Raw genomic sequence first — 17,718 nt, 5'->3', positions numbered from 1 at the left:
CATGAGCGGGATTGATCCGAAACGTTTCGGCAAGGTGGCGGTGTTGTTCGGCGGCGAGTCCTCGGAGCGCGAGGTGTCGCTCACGTCGGGCAAGCTCGTGCTGCAGGGCCTGCGCGACGCGGGCATCGACGCGCACCCGTTCGACCCGGCCGAGCGCCCGCTGGCGGCGCTGAAGGATGAAGGGTTCGTGCGCGCGTTCAACGCACTGCACGGCGGTTACGGCGAGAACGGCCAGATCCAGGGCGCGCTCGATTTCTACGGCATTCGCTACACGGGCAGCGGCGTGCTCGGGTCGGCGCTCGGCCTCGACAAGTTCCGCACGAAGCTCGTGTGGCAGCAGACGGGCGTGCCGACGCCGCCGTTCGAGACGGTGCTGCGCGGCGACGACCTCGCGGCGCGCGCGACGGACATCGTCGCGAAGCTCGGCCTGCCGCTGTTCGTGAAGCCGGCGAGCGAGGGCTCGAGCGTGGCGGTGCTGAAGGTGAAGACGGCCGACGCGCTGCCGGCCGCGCTCGCGGAAGCCGCCAAGCATGACCCGATCGTGATCGTCGAGAAGAGCATCGAAGGCGGCGGCGAGTACACCGCCTGCATCGCCGGCGATCTCGACCTGCCGGTGATCAAGATCGTGCCGGCCGGCGAGTTCTACGACTATCACGCGAAGTACGTCGCCGACGACACGCAATACCTGATTCCGTGCGGGCTGCCCGCCGACAAGGAAGCGGAGCTCAAGCGCGCCGCGCGCCGGGCGTTCGACGTGCTCGGCTGCACCGACTGGGGCCGCGCGGACTTCATGCTCGACGCCGACGGGAACGCGTACTTCCTGGAAGTGAACACCGCGCCGGGCATGACCGACCACTCGCTGCCGCCGAAGGCCGCGCGCGCGGTCGGCATCAGCTATTCGGAGCTGGTCGTGAAGGTGCTATCGCTCACGCTCAACGACTGACGCAGGAACGGAACGACGTATGTGGAACAACGTTCGCCAACTCAACCTTGCCGCCAGCGCGCTGTACGCGCTGCTGCTGCTCGTGTTGGCGGCGGCCGGCTGCTACTGGCTGATCCAGCGCCCGACGTTCGCGCTGCGGGAAATCCGGATCGACGGCGACACCGAGCACATCAATTCACCGACGGTGCGCGCGGGCGTGGTCGGCCGGCTGAAGGGCAATTTCTTCACGGTCGATCTCGACGCCGCGCGCGCCGCGTTCGAGCAGATGCCCTGGGTGCGCCATGCGAGCGTGCGCCGGGTGTGGCCGAATGCGCTGGCTGTCACGCTCGAGGAGTACAAACCGCTCGGGACCTGGGGCAGTGACCAGCTCGTGAGCGTCGATGGCGAGCTGTTCACCGCGAACCAGGGCGAGCTGGAGCAGGAGCTGCCGGCGTTCGACGGCCCGGAGGGCAGTGCGAAGGAAGTCGTCACGCGGTATCGCGACTTCGGGAAATGGTTTGCGCCGCTGAAGGCGGCGCCGGAAGAAGTGACGCTGTCGGCGCGGTACGCGTGGACGGTGAAGCTGTCGAACGGCATGCAGGTCGAGCTGGGCAAGGAACGCAACAGCGAGTCGCTGCATGACCGGAGCCAGCGTCTGGTCGCTGCATGGCCGGCCGTCACGGAACGCTGGGGCAACGACATCGAGTACGCGGACCTGCGCTATCCGAACGGATTCGCGATTCGCGCGGCAGGCATGCGGTTCCTGACCGATACCGACAAGCGCAAGAAGTAACGAGAGATCACACGCAAGAGCACTTTATGAGCAAAGACTACAAGGATCTGCTGGTTTCCCTCGACATCGGCACGTCGAAGGTGGTGGCCATCGTCGCCGAGCTGAAGGGCGAAGGCCACTACGAGGTGATCGGTCTCGGCCAGAGCGAGTCGAAGGGTCTGAAGAAAGGTGTGGTGGTCAACATCGAGGCCACCGTGCAGTCGATCCAGCGCGCGCTCGAGGAAGCCGAGCTGATGGCCGACTGCAAGATCACCAACGTGTTCACGGGGATCGCGGGCAGCCACATCCGCAGCTTCAACTCGAGCGGGATGGTCGCGATCAAGGACAAGGAAGTCACGCAGACCGACGTCGCGCGCGTGATCGAGACCGCGAAGGCGATCAACATCCCGACCGACCAGCAGGTGCTGCACATCCTCACGCAGGAATTCATCATCGACGGCCAGGAAGACGTGCGCGAGCCGATCGGCATGAGCGGCATCCGGCTGGAAGTGAAGGTGCACATCGTGACGGGCGCGGTGAGCGCCGCGCAGAACATCGTCAAGTGCGTGCGCCGCTGCGGGCTCGAAGTGAACGACCTGATCCTGCAGCCGCTCGCGTCGTCGCTGGCCGTGCTGACGGAAGACGAGAAGGATCTCGGCGTGGTGCTGGTCGACATCGGCGGCGGCACGACGGACATCGCGATCTTCGCCGAAGGCGCGATCCGCCACACCGCGGTGATTCCGATCGCCGGCGACCAGATCACGAGCGACATCGCGATGGCGCTGCGCACGCCGACGCCGGACGCGGAAGACATCAAGGTCGGCTACGGGATCGCGAAGCAGGCGCTCGCCGATCCGGACGAAATGGTCGAAGTGCCGGGCCTCGGCGAACGCGGCCCGCGCACGCTGTCGCGCCAGGCGCTGGCAGCGGTGATCGAGCCGCGCGTCGAGGAGCTGTTCTCGCTCGTGCAGCAGGTCGTGCGCGAATCCGGTTACGAAGAACTGCTGAGCTCCGGCGTGGTCATTACCGGCGGGGCATCGATGATGCCCGGCATGGTCGAGCTCGGCGAAGACATTTTCCTGAAACCGGTGCGCATCGGCGCGCCGGAATATGCAGGCGGCCTCTCCGACGTCGTGCGCAATCCGCGCTACTCGACGGCGATGGGGCTGCTCGTCGAAGGCAGTGCCCAGCGCATGCGCGGCCGCAAGGTCGCCGTGCAGTCCGGCAACGCGGGACAGGTGTTCTCGCGGATGAAGGAATGGTTCCTGAGCAACTTCTGACGAATCGAACCGAATCGAAATTCGCGCTGGTGCCGGCGGCTGGCGCGCGACAGGGGGTTGCCCGATCTCCTGCCGAATAACGGCCGAGTAGCAGTCATTCTCTTGACGGAGGCAACAATGGAATTCGAAATGCTGGAAACCGAGACCAACGGCACCATCATCAAGGTGGTCGGCGTTGGCGGCGCTGGCGGCAATGCCGTCCAGCACATGATCAACCGCGGCGTGCAGGGCGTCGACTTCATCGTGATGAACACGGATGCGCAGGCGCTGTCGCGTTCGCGCGCATCGTCGGTGATCCAGCTCGGCAACACGGGCCTGGGCGCTGGCGCGAAGCCGGAAATGGGCCGTGCGGCAGCGGAAGAAGCGCGTGAGCGCATCGCCGACGCACTGCGCGGCGCGCACATGGTGTTCATCACGGCCGGCATGGGTGGTGGCACGGGCACGGGCGCGGCGCCGGTGGTCGCGCAGATCGCGAAGGAGATGGGCATCCTGACGGTGGGTGTCGTCAGCAAGCCGTTCGAGTTCGAAGGCGGCAAGCGCATGCGCGTCGCTGAAGCCGGTTCGCAGCAACTGGAGGATCACGTCGACTCGCTGATCGTCGTGCTGAACGACAAGCTGTTCGACGTGATGGGCGACGACGCCGAGATGGACAAGTGCTTCCAGTGCGCCGACGACGTGTTGAACAACGCGGTCGCAGGCATCGCTGAAATCATCAATGTCGATGGCCTCGTGAACGTCGACTTCGAAGACGTGAAGACGGTGATGGGCGAGCAAGGCAAGGCGATGATGGGCACGGCGACGGTCGCCGGCGTCGATCGCGCACGCCTCGCGGCGGAACAGGCCGTGGCGAGCCCGCTGCTCGAAGGCGTCGATCTGTCGGGCGCGCGCGGCGTGCTGGTCAACATCACGTCGAGCCGTTCGCTGCGTCTGTCGGAAACGCGCGAAGTGATGAACACGATCAAGAGCTACGCGGCGGAAGATGCGACGGTGATCTTCGGTGCGGTGTACGACGACGCAATGGGCGATGCGCTGCGCGTGACGGTCGTGGCGACGGGTCTGGGCCGTGCGGCGAAGAAGCAGCAATCGGCACCGATGACGCTGCTGCGCACGGGTACGGACAACCAGCCGGTCAGCGCGGTGTCGCACGGCTATGCACCGACGCATCACGTCAGCACGGCAGACTACGGCGCGCTCGACACGCCGGCGGTGTGGCGCAATTCGCGCGAAACCGCGGCATCGCACGTGCAGGCGCTGCAGGAGAAGGGTGTCGACACGTACGACATCCCGGCTTTCCTGCGCAAGCAGGCTGACTGACGCAAACACAGGCGAAGCCGCGGCGAATCTGCCGCGGTATCGCCGGCGTGACGGATGCTACGGACCACGACAGGCCGCGTCGGCTGCGACGCCGGGCCGGGAAACGTGCCCTCTCCGCTCAAGCGGGGCGGGATGGACCGTGCTGTCCGCGACACGCTGAAAAACCGTATCGCTATGAGGGACCAGCCATGATTCAAGTGGGCGACGCGCTGCCCGACGCGCAATTGTTCGAGTACATCGACGACGCGCGCGAAGGGTGCACGCTGGGGCCGAACGCCTACAGCGTGCGCGACCAGGTTGCGGGAAAGCGGGTGGTGATCTTCGGATTGCCGGGCGCTTTCACGCCGACCTGCTCGGCGCAGCATGTGCCGGGCTATGTCGAACACGCCGAGCAATTGCGCGCGGCGGGCATCGACGAGATCTGGTGCGTGTCCGTCAACGACGCATTCGTGATGGGCGCATGGGGACGTGATCTGCACACCGCGGGCAAGGTGCGCATGATGGCGGACGGCAGCGCGGCTTTCACTCATGCGCTGGGGCTGACGCAGGATTTGTCCGCGCGTGGCATGGGAATTCGTTCCCTGCGCTACGCGATGGTGATTGACGGCGGTGTGGTCAAGACGCTGGCCGTCGAGGCGCCGGGCAAATTCGAAGTGAGCGATGCGGCGAGTGTTCTCGCGACGTTGACGTCCTGATCGTGCGGTGCGCCGTTGCCTTCCGGCAACGCTGCTCACCGGCCTCAGGGCAGTTGTAACACGGGCCGATGACCGGAAACGCCTCCGTTCCGGGCATCGGCCCGTCCCGTATCGGCGCGGGTAAACAGTCGAAACAGATTGATACGCAGTTTCAAACTACGCTGAATAGGGAATTACGCTATAATCTCCCCTATCGAATATAACTCCTGATTGATATCTTCAATCACGACGAAGAACATCATGCTGAAGCAGCGCACCATCAAATCCATCGTGAAGACCGTGGGTATCGGTGTCCACTCGGGCCGCAAGATCGAGCTGACGCTCCGTCCTGCCGCACCCGGCACGGGCATCGTCTTCTCGCGCGTCGACCTTCCCACGCCCGTCGACATTCCCGCCGCGGCGACGTCGATCGGCGATACGCGGCTCGCGTCGGTGTTGCAGAAGGATGGCGTGCGCGTGTCGACCGTCGAGCACCTGATGTCGGCATGTGCCGGCCTCGGTATCGACAACCTCTATGTCGACGTGACGGCCGAGGAAATCCCGATCATGGACGGCAGCGCGGCGACCTTCGTGTTCCTGATCCAGTCCGCCGGGATCGAGGAGCAGAACGCGCCGAAGCGCTTCGTCAAGGTGAAGAAGACGGTCGAAATCCGTGATGGCGACAAGTTCGCGCGTCTCGATCCGTACTTCGGTTTCAAGCTGAAATTCTCGATCGACTTCCGTCACCCGGCCGTCGACAAGACCGGCCAGGAGCTCGAGGTCGATTTCGCCAATACGTCGTACGTGCGCGAGATTGCCCGTGCACGCACGTTCGGCTTCGCACATGAAGCCGAGATGCTGCGCGAGATGGGTCTCGCCCGTGGCGGCAGCATGGAAAACGCGATCGTGCTCGACGAGTACCGCATCCTGAACAACGACGGGTTGCGCTACGACGACGAGTTCGTGAAGCACAAGATGCTCGACGCGATCGGCGACCTGTACGTGATCGGCCATCCGCTGCTGGCGTCGTACACGGCGTACAAGTCGGGCCACGGGCTGAACAACGCGCTGCTGCGCGAACTGCTCGCGAACGAGGATGCGTACGAGATCGTCACGTTCGACGATCCGCAGGCAGCGCCGAAGGGCTTCGCGTTCGACATGCAGACGGCCTTCGCCTGATCTGCGTTCCGTGCAAGCAATAAAAAAAGCAGCCTTCGGGCTGCTTTTTTATTGGCCGGCTGCGGGGCGTGCCGTCAGCGTGGTTTAGCGCCATGCCGGGCCGCCATCCGCGCGAGCGCGTCCTGCAGCGGTGACGGTTCGAGATGATCTGCCAGGTCGCGCAACGCGGCCGCGCCGACCGACGTCATCCGTGCCTGCTTCACGTGGGGCGGCTCCGGCGCATCCTTCGGGCGCACGCGTACGCGTAGCGTCGAGACCGGCCAGCCGCGTTTTTGCAGATCGCCGAGCAACCGCGGTTCGACCTGTCGCAGACGAGCGGCCAACGCGTTGTGTGCAGCAAAGAGGGTCAGGGTGCCGTCCTTGATGAAGCCCGGTTCGACATGATTCGCCAGGTAGTCGGGCAGGAGCGCGGCAAGATCGCGCTGCAGCGACGCGATCTGTTCGACGCCGGCGCGCAACGCCGCGAACGCGTCGGTGCGGCCCAGCACTTCGGACACGGGTTGCGGGCGATACGGGGCGAGCGGGCCGAAACGCTTGGAAAATCGGTTCATCGAGACATTCTTCGGGCGCGCACGCGCGCGGACGTTGACGCCGATTGTACCCGTGCGGGCCCGTGCGCGGGCGGCTTTCGCCCCGATGGCCCGGCGGTCGGCGCGCAGTGTCCGTCCGGCCGAGACACGGGCGCACGCTTCCCCGCGTGCTAAAATTCATCGTTTGAGTCCACTAATTCGCTAAGCCGCCGAGGCTCGGGCGCCGGGGCGCGCAACACGCGCCGGGCGCCGGTGCTGCGACGCAGGATCCGATCCGATGACAACCGGTTTTCTCCAGAAAATTTTTGGCAGCCGCAACCAGCGGCTCGTCAAGCAATACCAAAAGACCGTCACGACGATCAATGCGCTCGAAACGCAGATCGAGAAGCTGACGGACGACCAGTTGCGCGGCAAGACGGACGAATTCCGCCAGCGGGTCGCGGCCGGCGAGTCGCTCGACAAGCTGCTGCCCGAGGCCTTCGCGGTCTGCCGAGAGGCCAGCCGTCGCGTGCTGAAGATGCGGCACTTCGACGTGCAGATGATCGGCGGCATGGTGCTCCACTACGGCAAGATCGCGGAAATGCGCACCGGCGAGGGCAAGACGCTCGTCGCGACGCTGCCCGTGTACCTGAACGCGCTGGCAGGCCGCGGCGTGCACGTGGTGACCGTCAACGATTACCTCGCGCAGCGCGACGCCGAATGGATGGCGCGCCTCTACAACTTCCTCGGTCTGTCGGTCGGCATCAACCTGTCCGGCATGGAGCACGACCAGAAGCAGCAGGCTTACGCGGCGGACATCACGTACGGCACGAACAACGAGTTCGGCTTCGACTACCTGCGCGACAACATGGTCTACGAGACCGACGCGCGCGTTCAGCGGGCACTGAACTTCGCGGTTGTCGACGAAGTGGACTCGATCCTGATCGACGAGGCGCGTACGCCGCTGATCATTTCGGGCCAGGCAGAGGATCACACCGAGCTGTACGTGCGGATGAACGCACTGCCGCCGCTGCTCGAGCGCCAGATCGGCGAAGAGAAGGCCGACGGCACGGGCGTCGAGAAGCCGGGCGACTACACGCTCGACGAGAAGGCGCGCCAGGTGTTCCTGACGGAATCGGGCCACGAGAAGGCCGAGCGCCTGCTCGCCGAATGGGGCCTGATCGGCGAGGGCGAAAGCCTGTACGCACCGCAGAACATCACGCTGATGCACCACGTGTACGCGGCGCTGCGCGCGCACACGCTGTTCCACAAGGATCAGCACTACGTCGTGCAGAACGGCGAAGTGGTCATCGTCGACGAATTCACGGGCCGCCTGATGGCCGGCCGCCGCTGGTCCGACGGCCTGCACCAGGCGGTCGAGGCGAAGGAACACGTGAAGATCCAGAGCGAGAACCAGACGCTCGCGTCGATCACGTTCCAGAACTACTTCCGGATGTACGCGAAGCTGGCCGGCATGACCGGTACCGCCGACACCGAAGCGTACGAATTCAACGAGATCTACGGCCTCGAGACGGTCGTGATCCCGACCAACCGTCCGCCGAAGCGGATCGACAAGCAGGACCAGATCTACAAGACGGCCAAGGAGCGCTATGACGCGGTGATCCGCGACATCCGCGACTGCTACGAACGCGGCCAGCCGGTGCTGGTCGGCACGACGTCGATCGAGAACTCGGAGCTGCTGTCGCACCTGCTGAAGCAGGCCGGGCTGCCGCACGAAGTGCTGAACGCGAAGCAGCACGAGCGTGAAGCCGCGATCGTCGCGGAAGCCGGCCGGCCGAAGCGCATCACGATCGCGACCAACATGGCCGGCCGCGGTACCGACATCGTGCTCGGCGGCAATGCCGAGAAGCAGGCGGCGTTCATCGAGGCCGACGAAGCGATCCCGGCCGACGAAAAGGCGCGCCGCATCCAGAAGCTGCACGACGAGTGGGAAACGCTGCACGAGGAGGTGAAGGCCGCGGGCGGCCTGCACATCATCGGCACCGAGCGCCACGAATCGCGCCGGATCGACAACCAGCTGCGCGGCCGTGCGGGCCGTCAGGGCGATCCGGGTTCGTCGCGCTTCTACCTGTCGCTCGACGATCCGCTGCTGCGCATCTTCGCGGGCGACCGCGTGCGTTCGATCATGGACCGCCTGAAGATGCCGGAAGGCGAGGCGATCGAGGCCGGCATCGTCACGCGCTCGATCGAGTCCGCGCAGCGCAAGGTCGAAGCGCGCAACTTCGACATCCGCAAGCAGCTGCTCGAATACGACGACGTGTCGAACGACCAGCGCAAGGTGATCTACCAGCAGCGTAACGAGCTGCTCGAAGCGCACGACATCACCGAGACGATCACCGCGATGCGTCACGGCGTGATTACCGAAGTCGTCCGCCAGTTCGTGCCGGAAGGCAGCATCGAAGAACAGTGGGACGTGCCCGAACTCGAGGAAGCGCTGCGCAACGACTGGCAGCTCGACCTCGCGATCCAGGAAATGGTGAACGAGTCCTCGTCGATCACGGCCGAGGAAATCCTCGACGCGGTGACGACGGCCGCCGACGAGCAGTACGAGGCGAAGGTCGCGATGGTCGGCCGCGAATCGTTCAGCGCGTTCGAGCGCTCGGTGATGCTGCAGACGGTCGACCGTCTGTGGCGCGAGCACCTCGCGGCGCTCGACCACCTGCGCCAGGGCATCCACCTGCGCGGCTATGCGCAGAAGAATCCGAAGCAAGAATACAAGCGCGAAGCGTTCGAACTGTTCGCCGCGATGCTCGAGGCGATCAAGCAGGAAGTCACGCGCGTCGTGATGAACGTGCAGATCCAGTCGCCGGAACAGCTCGAGCAGGCCGCCGAGCAGATCGAGGAGCGTGGCGGTCATCTCGAGAACGTCGAGTACCAGCACGCCGATTACGCGGAAGCCGGTGCGCCGGTGGCCAACGTCACGGCTGCCGCGGCGGCTACGGCGACTGCCGACATGGTCGGCAGCGCGATGACGCACAGCGGCCCCGGCGGCGAAATGCCGAAGGTCGGCCGCAACGACCCGTGCCCGTGCGGCAGCGGCAAGAAGTACAAGCAATGTCACGGGAAGCTGTCATGATCGACGGCGGCGCGCATCACGCGTGCCGCTTCGTTCGCAGTTTCGAGTGAGTGAGGTGAGTTGCGGCGGCCCGCGCGTGCGGCCGCTGGTTCTTCCAATCGATGCCGGCGCATGCCGGCATTTTCCATCCGGCAGGTGTGCCCCATGGCTGTCAATTTTCCGTCGATCGATCCCGCCCAACTGCATCCCGTCGCCGGCGTCACGCTCGGCTGGGCGGAAGCGAACATCCGCAAGCCGAATCGCAAGGACGTGCTGGTCATCTCCGTCGACGAAGGCGCGACGGTCGCGGGCGTGTTCACCGAAAACCGTTTCTGCGCAGCGCCGGTCACCGTCTGCCGCGAGCACCTGGCGAAGGTGCGCGCGGGCGGCGCGGGCATTCGCGCGCTCGTCGTGAATACGGGCAATGCGAACGCGGGCACCGGCGAGCCGGGCCTCGTGAACGCACGCGAAACCTGCACGGAACTTGCGCGCCTCGCGGGCATCGAGCCGGCACAGGTGCTGCCGTTCTCGACCGGCGTGATCCTCGAGCCGCTGCCGATCGAGCGCCTGAAGGCCGGCTTGCCGGCCGCGCTCGCGAACCGCAAGGCCGCGAACTGGTTCGACGCCGCGCAAGCGATCATGACGACGGACACGCTGCCGAAGGCCACGTCGCGCCAGGTGACGATCGACGGCCATACGGTCACGCTGACGGGCATCAGCAAGGGCGCGGGCATGATCAAGCCGAACATGGCGACGATGCTCGGCTTCCTTGCGTTCGACGCGAACGTCGCGCAGCCGGTGCTCGACACGCTCGTGAAGGAAGTCGCGGATCGCTCGTTCAACTGCATCACGATCGACGGCGACACGTCGACGAATGACTCGTTCATCCTGATCGCGTCGGGCAAGAGCACGCTGCCGGCGATCACGTCGACCGATTCGCCGGCCTATGCGGCGCTGCGCGATGCGGTGACGGAAGTCGCTCAAGTGCTGTCGCAACTGATCGTGCGCGATGGCGAAGGCGCGACGAAATTCATGACGGTGCAGGTCGAAGGTGGCAAGAATGTCGCGGAATGCCGCCAGATCGCTTACGCGATCGGCCATTCGCCGCTCGTGAAGACGGCGTTCTACGCATCCGACCCCAACCTCGGCCGGATTCTCGCGGCAATCGGCTATGCGGGCGTCGCGGATCTGGACGTCGACAAGATCGACCTCTATCTCGACGACGTGCTCGTCGCGAAGGCGGGCGGCCGCAACCCGGCTTACGAGGAAGAAGACGGCCAGCGCGTGATGAAGCAGAGCGAAATCACGATCCGCGTGCTGCTCGGCCGCGGCGACGCGCAGGCCACCATCTGGACGTGCGACCTGTCGCACGACTACGTGAGCATCAACGCGGATTACCGCTCCTGATCGGGAGCGTTCGAACGACATGGACAAGCTTGAACAGTTTCTGATGCGCGCCGAAGCGCTGCTCGGCCGTCTCGAGGGGATGCTGCCGCCCGCGCCGGCCGCGGTCGACTGGAATGCCGCGCACGCGTTCCGCTGGCGCAAGCGCCAGGGGCGCGGCTATCTGCAGCCGGTGCCGGCCGTGTCGTCGATCACGCTCGACGATCTGCACAACATCGATCGCCAGAAAGGGCTGATCGAACAGAACACGCGGCAGTTCGTGCAGCAGAAGCCGGCCAACAACGTGCTGCTGACCGGCGCGCGTGGTACCGGCAAATCGTCGCTGATCAAGGCGTGCCTGAACGCGTATGCGAACGAGGGCCTGCGCCTGATCGAAGTCGACAAGGACGACCTGCACGATCTCGGCGACATCGTCGACCTGATCTCGCAGCGTCCCGAGCGCTTCATCGTGTTCTGCGACGACCTGTCGTTCGAGGAAGGCGAGTCGGGCTACAAGGCGCTGAAGGTCGCGCTCGACGGCTCGATCGCCGCGCAGTCGGACAACGTGCTGATTTACGCGACGTCGAACCGCCGCCATCTGCTGCCCGAGTACATGAGCGACAACGAGTCGTACAAGCATCTTCCGGATGGCGAGATTCACCCCGGCGAAGTCGTCGAGGAAAAGATCTCGCTGTCGGAGCGCTTCGGCCTGTGGGTCAGCTTCTATCCGTTCAAGCAGGACGACTACCTCGACATCGTCGGGCACTGGCTGCGTCATTTCGGCTGCCCGGATGCGGAGATCGAATCCGCACGCGGCGACGCGCTCGTGTGGGCGCTCGAGCGCGGTTCGCGCTCGGGGCGCGTCGCGTGGCAGTTTGCGCGTGACTGGTCGGGCCGCAAGGAGCGGGCATGAGCGCGGATCTCGCACAAGGCGCGGTGCGCGCGCCCGATGGCCGCAGGGTGACGGAAGTCGCGGTCGGCGTGATGGTGCAGCCGGACGGAAGCTACCTGCTCGCGCAGCGGCTGCAAGGCAAGCCGTATGAAGGCTACTGGGAGTTTCCTGGCGGCAAGCTGGAGGCCGGTGAAAGCGTCGAGGACGCGCTTGCGCGCGAACTGCACGAGGAGCTCGGCATCGAAGTCACGGCCAGCCACCGCTGGCACACGCTCGAGCACGATTATCCGCATGCGTACGTGCGGCTGTATTTCTGCAAGGTGACGGGCTGGACGGGTGAGCCGCACAGCAAGGAAGGGCAGGCGTTCGTGTGGCAGCAACTGCCGGTCGCCGTCGCGCCGCTGTTGCCGGCCGCGCTGCCGGTGCTCGAACTGCTCGAGAAGGAAGCCGCGTCGAACTGACGCCATGATGGCCTGCCGGAAAGGCGGGCCATATCACTAGCAGGCGGTGCTGCGCGCCGCTCAGCTGTCGCGGCGGCCGTCCGTGCCGTCTTCTTCCGACGAGGGGCCCTCGTCGGAGGATCCTCCGATCCGGTACTTTTCCGCGGCCCATGCGCCGAGGTCGAGCTGCTTGCAGCGGGCCGAGCAGAACGGGCGGAACTGATTTTCGGGCGTCCAGCGCACTTCGGCGCCGCACGACGGGCATTTCACAACGGTAGTCATACGAAAGCGATCCGGCCCGCGGCCGTTACAGATTGCACAGTGTCAGATGGAACGGCACGTCGATATCCACCGCGCGCGGACGCACATCGCCGTCCTGCATGGTGAACCGTACCCACAGCATGTATTTGTTCGCGCTCGCTTCGGGAATGACGCGCAACTCCGGCGGCACGCGCACCTGCATCAACTGGTAGGTGCGGCCGGACAGCATCTGCTGGTAGCTGCCCTGCATCGCCATGACCTTCGACGCCTGGCCCGATTCGCGCGCGAGCCGCAGCACGATCGTCACCGCGTCGCGCAGCGGCAGCATCGGCAGGATCCACTTCGCGATGTCCTGGCGCCGCTGCTCGGCGGGCCACTGCTGCCATGCGTAGTACGACGGCAGGTCGAACTTGCACGTACCGCCGGGAATCACCGCGCGGCTGCGGATGCTGGCGAGCCACTCGTTGTCGACGAGGTGCTGCCCGGTCTTGCCCTGCATCTGCGCGAGGTTCGCGAGCGTCTGCTCGATTTCGCCGAGCACGGCTTCGAGCGCGTTCTGCTCGATGCCCGGATTGCCGCGAAAGGGGGCGAGCGTCTGGCGCTGACGTTCGAGCTCCTTCATCAGATCCGATTTCAGGTCCGCGCGGCCCGTTACCTCGGCGATTTCGAACAGCGTCGTCAGCGCGACGTGGTGTTCACGCGGGTCCTCCTGAGCCAAAAAGAACGCGAAGCGCTCGAAGAGATCTTCGAGGCGCAACAACGTGCGAATTCGCTCGTTGAACGGATACTCGTAAAGAATCAAGCGCGCTCGCCTCTTGGGTAGGGATTGAAACAATGCAGGACATTCTAATGCTCACTCTCTACCCTAGCAACGCGCCAATTTCGTACACCATCACGATTGGGCACGCGGTTCAGCGCGCGGCGGCCGCAAACGCGAGATAGCGTTGGTGCAGTGCATCGACCTGTGCGGCGAGCGTGTCGGGTGTCGTCGCGTCGTTGACGATCACGTCGTCGGCCGCCGCGAGACGGGCTTCGCGCGTCGCCTGTTTCGCGATGATCGCTTCGACCTGCTCGCGCGTGAAGCCGTTGCGCCGCATCACGCGTGCGATCTGCGTTTCGACCGGGCAATCGACGACGAGCACGCGATCGCTGCGCGCCTTCCAGTTGCCTGACTCGACGAGCAGCGGCACGACGAACATCACGTACGGGCCCTGCGCTTCGCGGGCCTCGCGATCGGTTTCCGCGCGGATCAGCGGATGCGTGATCGCTTCAAGGCGCCGGAGCGCGGCGTCGTCGCTGAAGATCAGTGCGCGCATCTTCGCACGATCGAGCGAGCCGTCGGCGGCAACGAAGCCGGGGCCGAATGCCTGTTCGATCGCCGGCATCGCGAGACCGCCCGGTGCGGTGATGCGATGGGCGATCAGATCGGTATCGACCAGTGACGCGCCGCGGGAGCCGAACAGGTCGGCGACGGTCGTCTTGCCGCTGCCGATGCCGCCGGTGAGTCCAATTGCGAACATGTCAGCCTCCGAGCGCCGAATAGAACGGGGTGCCGAAAAACAGCGTCGCGGCGCCGCCTGCCGCGAGGAACGGGCCGAACGGAATCGGCTCCTCGAAGCGCATGCGGCCGCGCCAGGTCGCGATGAGCCCGACGATCGCGCCCGTCACGGCGGCGAACAGCACGACCTGCGGCAATGCGGCCCAGCCCATCCATGCGCCGAGCGCGGCGAGCAGCTTCAGGTCACCAAAACCGATGCCCTCGATGCCGCGCAGCCATTTGAACAGCCAGTAGATCGCCCACAGGAACAGGTAGCCGGCCATGGCCCCGATCACCGCCGAGCGCAGCGACGTGAACGTGCCGCCGAGGTTCAGCGCGAGCCCGGCCCAGAGGAGCGGCAGCGTCATCGAGTCGGGCAGGTAGCCCGTCCGGATATCGATCGCGCTCATCGCGAGCAGCGCGGCGCACAGCGCGAATGCGGCAAGGGCGGCGACGGTCGGGCCGAATACCGCGAGCGAGCCGGCGGCGAGCAGCGCGCACGCGAGCTCGACGAGCGGATATACGATGCCGATCGAATGGCCGCAGCGCCGGCAGCGCCCGCGCAGCATCAGAAAGCTGACGAGCGGGATGTTTTCCCATGCGCGCAGCACGTGGCCGCAATGCGGGCAGGCGCTGCGCGGTCGCCACAAATCGTAGCGCGGCGGGTAGCCGTCGTCGGGCGGAGCGCTTGCGTTGCCGGTCGCTTCATCGATCTCGGCCTGCCACGCACGCTGCATCATCACGGGCAGCCGGTGGACGACCACGTTCAGGAAGCTGCCGACGCAAAGGCCGACGACGACCGCGAACGCATACTGCAGCGCGGGCGGCAGCATCGCCAGCGCGAGCAGCGTGCTCTCGGGCGAATCGGTAACGGAGTACAGGGGCGCTGGCGTCATGAGGCTCAAGGTTCGGACTAAAAGGCGACAGAATCGGTTGCGATGCTACACCACGTTGCCGAGCTGAAGGATGGGCAGGTACATCGCGATCACGAGGCCGCCGACGAGTGCACCCAGTACGATCACGATCAGCGGTTCGCCGAGCGCGGCGAGTGCGTCGAGACGCGCGTCGAGCTGGCGTTCGCACAGCGCGGCGATGTCGGCGAGCATCGCGTCGAGCGTACCCGTCTCCTCGGCGACGGCGATCGGCTGCACGACGTCGTCCGGAAAGCAGCCGGCCGACTGCATGGCGTCCGCGAGGCGTGCGCCGCGCAGCACGCGGGCTGCGATGTGCGCAGTGGCGTGCTCGAACACCGGATGGCCGGCGGTGCGCTCGAGCGTGGCGAAGGCGTCGGCGAGCGGCACACCGGCGCCGAGCAGCGTCGCCAGCGAGCGGCACCAGCGTGCGGCCGCGTACCGGCTGAGCGCGCTACCCGCGAGCGGCGCGTGCAGCAGTTGCCGCGCGACAGCGTGGCGCAGCGGTGCCGACCGCCGCAGCGCGTGATGTGCGGCCAGCCCGGCTGCCGCGGCAATGGCAAGGAGCCCACCGCCCCATGCCGACAGCGCGGAGGATAGCGCGAGCAGCGCGCGGGTTGGCGCCGGCAGTGCGGCGCCGAACCCGTCGAAGATCTGGCGGAACGTCGGTACCACCCACACCATCAACGCGGCCGAGATCGCGAGCCCGAACAGGATGACGGCCGCCGGGTACGCGAGCGCGGCCCGCAGCTTGCGCCACTGCGCGTCGGTGCGCTCGCGGTGTTCCGCGACCCGCGTCAGTACGATGCCGAGCGAGCCGGACGCTTCGCCGACCTCGATCAGTTGGCGATACAGCGTGCCGAACTGGGATGGATAGCGTGCGAGTGCATCGGCGAAGCGCCGGCCGCCGACGATCTCGCGGGCGAGACCTGCGGCGATGCGCGGCAGGCCGTCGTGTGGCCGCGTACGTGCGAGCATCTCGAGCGACGGCGCGAGCGGCAACCCGGCCTGCAGCAGGCTCGCGAGCTGGCGCGTGAAGCGCGTGACGTCTCGCGCGCTGGTCGTGGGCGGCCGGGCCGGCCCGCGGACGTCGAGCGACAGCACGGCGACGCCGTCGCGTGCGAGCGCGGCACGTGCGCTCGCGGCGTCGAATGCAATGACGGTCCCGCGGCGCGACGAGCCGTCGCGACGGCGGCCGCGCCACGCGAAGCGGGTTTCGCGCGGCGGCGTGTGCATGCTCATGCGGCAGGTGTCGCGGCGAGGGCTTCCGCGATGCTCGTCGTGCCGTCACGGACGCGCGCGAGCGCTGCGTCGCGCAGACTGCGCACGCCTTCGGTCGCCGCGCATTGCGCGAGTTCGCCAACACTCGCCCGTGCGACGATGCGTTCCGCCAGCCCGGACGACACCGGCATCGTCTGATGCAGGCCGACGCGGCCGCGATAGCCGATGCCGTGACAGGCCGGACAGCCTCGCGCGACGAACGGCCGCCATCCGGTTGCGAGGGCGGCTGGGTCGCAGCCGGCTTCGCGCAGGACGGGCACCGGTGCGTCCGAGTGCACGCGGCAGGCGGTGCACAGCCGCCTGACGAGGCGTTGCGCGGTGACGAGGTGCAGCGCGGCCGCGAGGTTGTACGGCGCGACACCGATGTCGAGCAGCCGCGCGACGGCGGCCGGTGCGTCGTTCGTGTGCAGCGTCGACAGCACGAGATGGCCGGTCTGTGCGGCCTTGATCGCGACGTCGGCCGTCTCCGCATCGCGAATCTCGCCGACCATGATGATGTCCGGATCCTGCCGCAACAGCGCGCGCAGGGCTGTCGCGAACGTGAGCCCGGCCTTTTCGGCGACGCCGACCTGGCTGATGCCGTCGAGCTGGATCTCGGCGGGATCCTCGACCGTGCAGACGTTGTGCGCGTCGCGATCGAGCATCTGCAGCGCGCAATAGAGCGACAGCGTCTTGCCGCTGCCGGTCGGACCCGTGACGAGTACGAGGCCATGCGGGGCGCGTATCGCGGCCTCCATCGCGGCCGCCTGCTGCGCGTCGAAGCCGAGGCGGGCGAGTGTGAGGTCGGTCGGCATGGTTTCGAGCCGCCGCAGCACCAGCTTTTCACCGAACAACGTGGGCAGCGAGCTGACCCGGTAGTCGCCGCGCGTACCGCCGTCGATCACGATGCGCAGCCTGCCGTCCTGCGGGAGCCGCCGCTCGGCGATGTCCATGCGCGCGAGCACCTTGATCCGGGTGACGAGCGCGTCGCGCAGATGAAGGGGCGGCCGTGCATGTTCGTGCAGCACGCCGTCGATGCGCAGGCGGATGCGCCAGCCGGCTTCGAATGGTTCGACGTGGATGTCGGATGCGTCGCGCACGCGCGCCGCATGAAGCGTGTCCGTCAGCAGCCGCACGGCCGGCGCATCGTCGAGCTGGGCCGCGTCGAGCGCGCGCGGTGCGGTGGCGGGCGACGCATCGGCGTGGGCGGGTGGCTGCGTGCGCAGCGGCGCCCCGGGAGGAGGGAAGTGCATGTGAGCCGGCACGCTGGCCGCCTGTTGACCGTGACCAGCAGATGGTCGCGCGTCG

At 66.6% G+C, this 17,718-nt stretch carries 17 protein-coding genes; 10 read left to right on the top strand and 7 right to left on the bottom strand.

From position 1 onward, the window contains the following. Window position 1: 1 nt before the first annotated feature. The 6 genes from QZM35_RS35670 to lpxC all read left to right on the top strand — a co-directional run bounded on the left by QZM35_RS35670 (window position 2) and on the right by lpxC (window position 6,141). Window positions 2–943, top strand: a complete 942-nt coding sequence (locus QZM35_RS35670) for a D-alanine--D-alanine ligase (RefSeq protein WP_301777662.1) — start codon at window positions 2–4, stop codon at window positions 941–943. A gap of 19 nt (window positions 944–962) precedes the next feature. Beyond that, window positions 963–1,715 carry a cell division protein FtsQ/DivIB gene (locus tag QZM35_RS35665; RefSeq protein WP_011350842.1) on the top strand — a complete coding sequence of 251 codons (753 nt, stop codon included), beginning with the start codon at window positions 963–965 and terminating at the stop codon, window positions 1,713–1,715. Between the two features lie 26 nt (window positions 1,716–1,741). Continuing rightward, entirely contained in the window at window positions 1,742–2,974 is a 1,233-nt protein-coding gene (gene ftsA, locus QZM35_RS35660) for a cell division protein FtsA (protein ID WP_006487138.1), read from the top strand. 117 nt (window positions 2,975–3,091) lie between these two features. Then, a complete protein-coding gene (ftsZ, locus tag QZM35_RS35655) occupies window positions 3,092–4,288 on the top strand; it encodes a cell division protein FtsZ (RefSeq protein WP_011350843.1) in 1,197 nt (398 codons plus the stop codon). A gap of 188 nt (window positions 4,289–4,476) precedes the next feature. Continuing rightward, window positions 4,477–4,983, top strand: a complete 507-nt coding sequence (locus QZM35_RS35650; protein WP_011350844.1) for a peroxiredoxin — start codon at window positions 4,477–4,479, stop codon at window positions 4,981–4,983. Window positions 4,984–5,223: 240 nt separating this feature from the next. Beyond that, window positions 5,224–6,141, top strand: a complete 918-nt coding sequence (gene lpxC, locus QZM35_RS35645; RefSeq protein ID WP_011350845.1) for a UDP-3-O-acyl-N-acetylglucosamine deacetylase — start codon at window positions 5,224–5,226, stop codon at window positions 6,139–6,141. Between the two features lie 74 nt (window positions 6,142–6,215). Here lpxC and QZM35_RS35640 read toward each other — a convergent pair whose 3' ends face one another. After that, a complete protein-coding gene (locus QZM35_RS35640; protein ID WP_039353137.1) occupies window positions 6,216–6,692 on the bottom strand; it encodes a DUF721 domain-containing protein in 477 nt (158 codons plus the stop codon). A 256-nt stretch (window positions 6,693–6,948) separates the two neighbouring features. On the opposite strand from QZM35_RS35640, the gene secA reads away from it, so the two are divergent. From secA to QZM35_RS35620, 4 genes are all read left to right on the top strand, one after another. Then, window positions 6,949–9,747 (top strand): preprotein translocase subunit SecA, encoded by a 2,799-nt coding sequence (gene secA, locus QZM35_RS35635; protein ID WP_089424426.1) that lies wholly within the window; start codon window positions 6,949–6,951, stop codon window positions 9,745–9,747. A 144-nt stretch (window positions 9,748–9,891) separates the two neighbouring features. After that, window positions 9,892–11,133, top strand: a complete 1,242-nt coding sequence (gene argJ, locus QZM35_RS35630) for a bifunctional glutamate N-acetyltransferase/amino-acid acetyltransferase ArgJ (protein WP_301777661.1) — start codon at window positions 9,892–9,894, stop codon at window positions 11,131–11,133. A 19-nt stretch (window positions 11,134–11,152) separates the two neighbouring features. Next, window positions 11,153–12,022 (top strand): ATP-binding protein, encoded by an 870-nt coding sequence (locus tag QZM35_RS35625; protein WP_089430572.1) that lies wholly within the window; start codon window positions 11,153–11,155, stop codon window positions 12,020–12,022. After that, complete coding sequence (locus QZM35_RS35620; protein ID WP_089424429.1) at window positions 12,019–12,462, top strand: NUDIX domain-containing protein; 444 nt, start codon at window positions 12,019–12,021, stop codon at window positions 12,460–12,462. Before QZM35_RS35625 ends, QZM35_RS35620 begins: the two co-directional genes overlap by 4 nt. A gap of 60 nt (window positions 12,463–12,522) precedes the next feature. Here the strand turns inward: QZM35_RS35620 and QZM35_RS35615 are convergent, their stop codons facing one another. The 6 genes from QZM35_RS35615 to QZM35_RS35590 all read right to left on the bottom strand — a co-directional run bounded on the left by QZM35_RS35615 (window position 12,523) and on the right by QZM35_RS35590 (window position 17,663). After that, window positions 12,523–12,723: a DNA gyrase inhibitor YacG gene (locus QZM35_RS35615; RefSeq protein ID WP_027788444.1), complete on the bottom strand. Its 201-nt coding sequence runs from the start codon at window positions 12,721–12,723 to the stop codon at window positions 12,523–12,525. A 25-nt stretch (window positions 12,724–12,748) separates the two neighbouring features. Continuing rightward, complete coding sequence (gene zapD, locus QZM35_RS35610; RefSeq protein WP_039353119.1) at window positions 12,749–13,504, bottom strand: cell division protein ZapD; 756 nt, start codon at window positions 13,502–13,504, stop codon at window positions 12,749–12,751. A gap of 109 nt (window positions 13,505–13,613) precedes the next feature. Beyond that, entirely contained in the window at window positions 13,614–14,222 is a 609-nt protein-coding gene (gene coaE, locus QZM35_RS35605) for a dephospho-CoA kinase (protein WP_174976215.1), read from the bottom strand. Window position 14,223: 1 nt separating this feature from the next. Further along, a complete protein-coding gene (locus QZM35_RS35600; protein ID WP_089424431.1) occupies window positions 14,224–15,135 on the bottom strand; it encodes an A24 family peptidase in 912 nt (303 codons plus the stop codon). 45 nt (window positions 15,136–15,180) lie between these two features. Further along, window positions 15,181–16,392, bottom strand: coding sequence for a type II secretion system F family protein (locus tag QZM35_RS35595; RefSeq protein ID WP_301777660.1), 1,212 nt, complete (start codon window positions 16,390–16,392; stop codon window positions 15,181–15,183). After that, entirely contained in the window at window positions 16,389–17,663 is a 1,275-nt protein-coding gene (locus tag QZM35_RS35590; protein ID WP_301777659.1) for a GspE/PulE family protein, read from the bottom strand. Before QZM35_RS35590 ends, QZM35_RS35595 begins: the two co-directional genes overlap by 4 nt. Window positions 17,664–17,718 lie beyond the last annotated feature (55 nt).

The sequence above is a fragment of the Burkholderia sp. AU45274 genome (assembly GCF_030482505.1).
Taxonomy (GTDB): domain Bacteria; phylum Pseudomonadota; class Gammaproteobacteria; order Burkholderiales; family Burkholderiaceae; genus Burkholderia.
The sequence above is the reverse complement of the archived record's forward strand: the minus strand, read 5'-3'. Positions and strand labels throughout refer to the sequence as shown.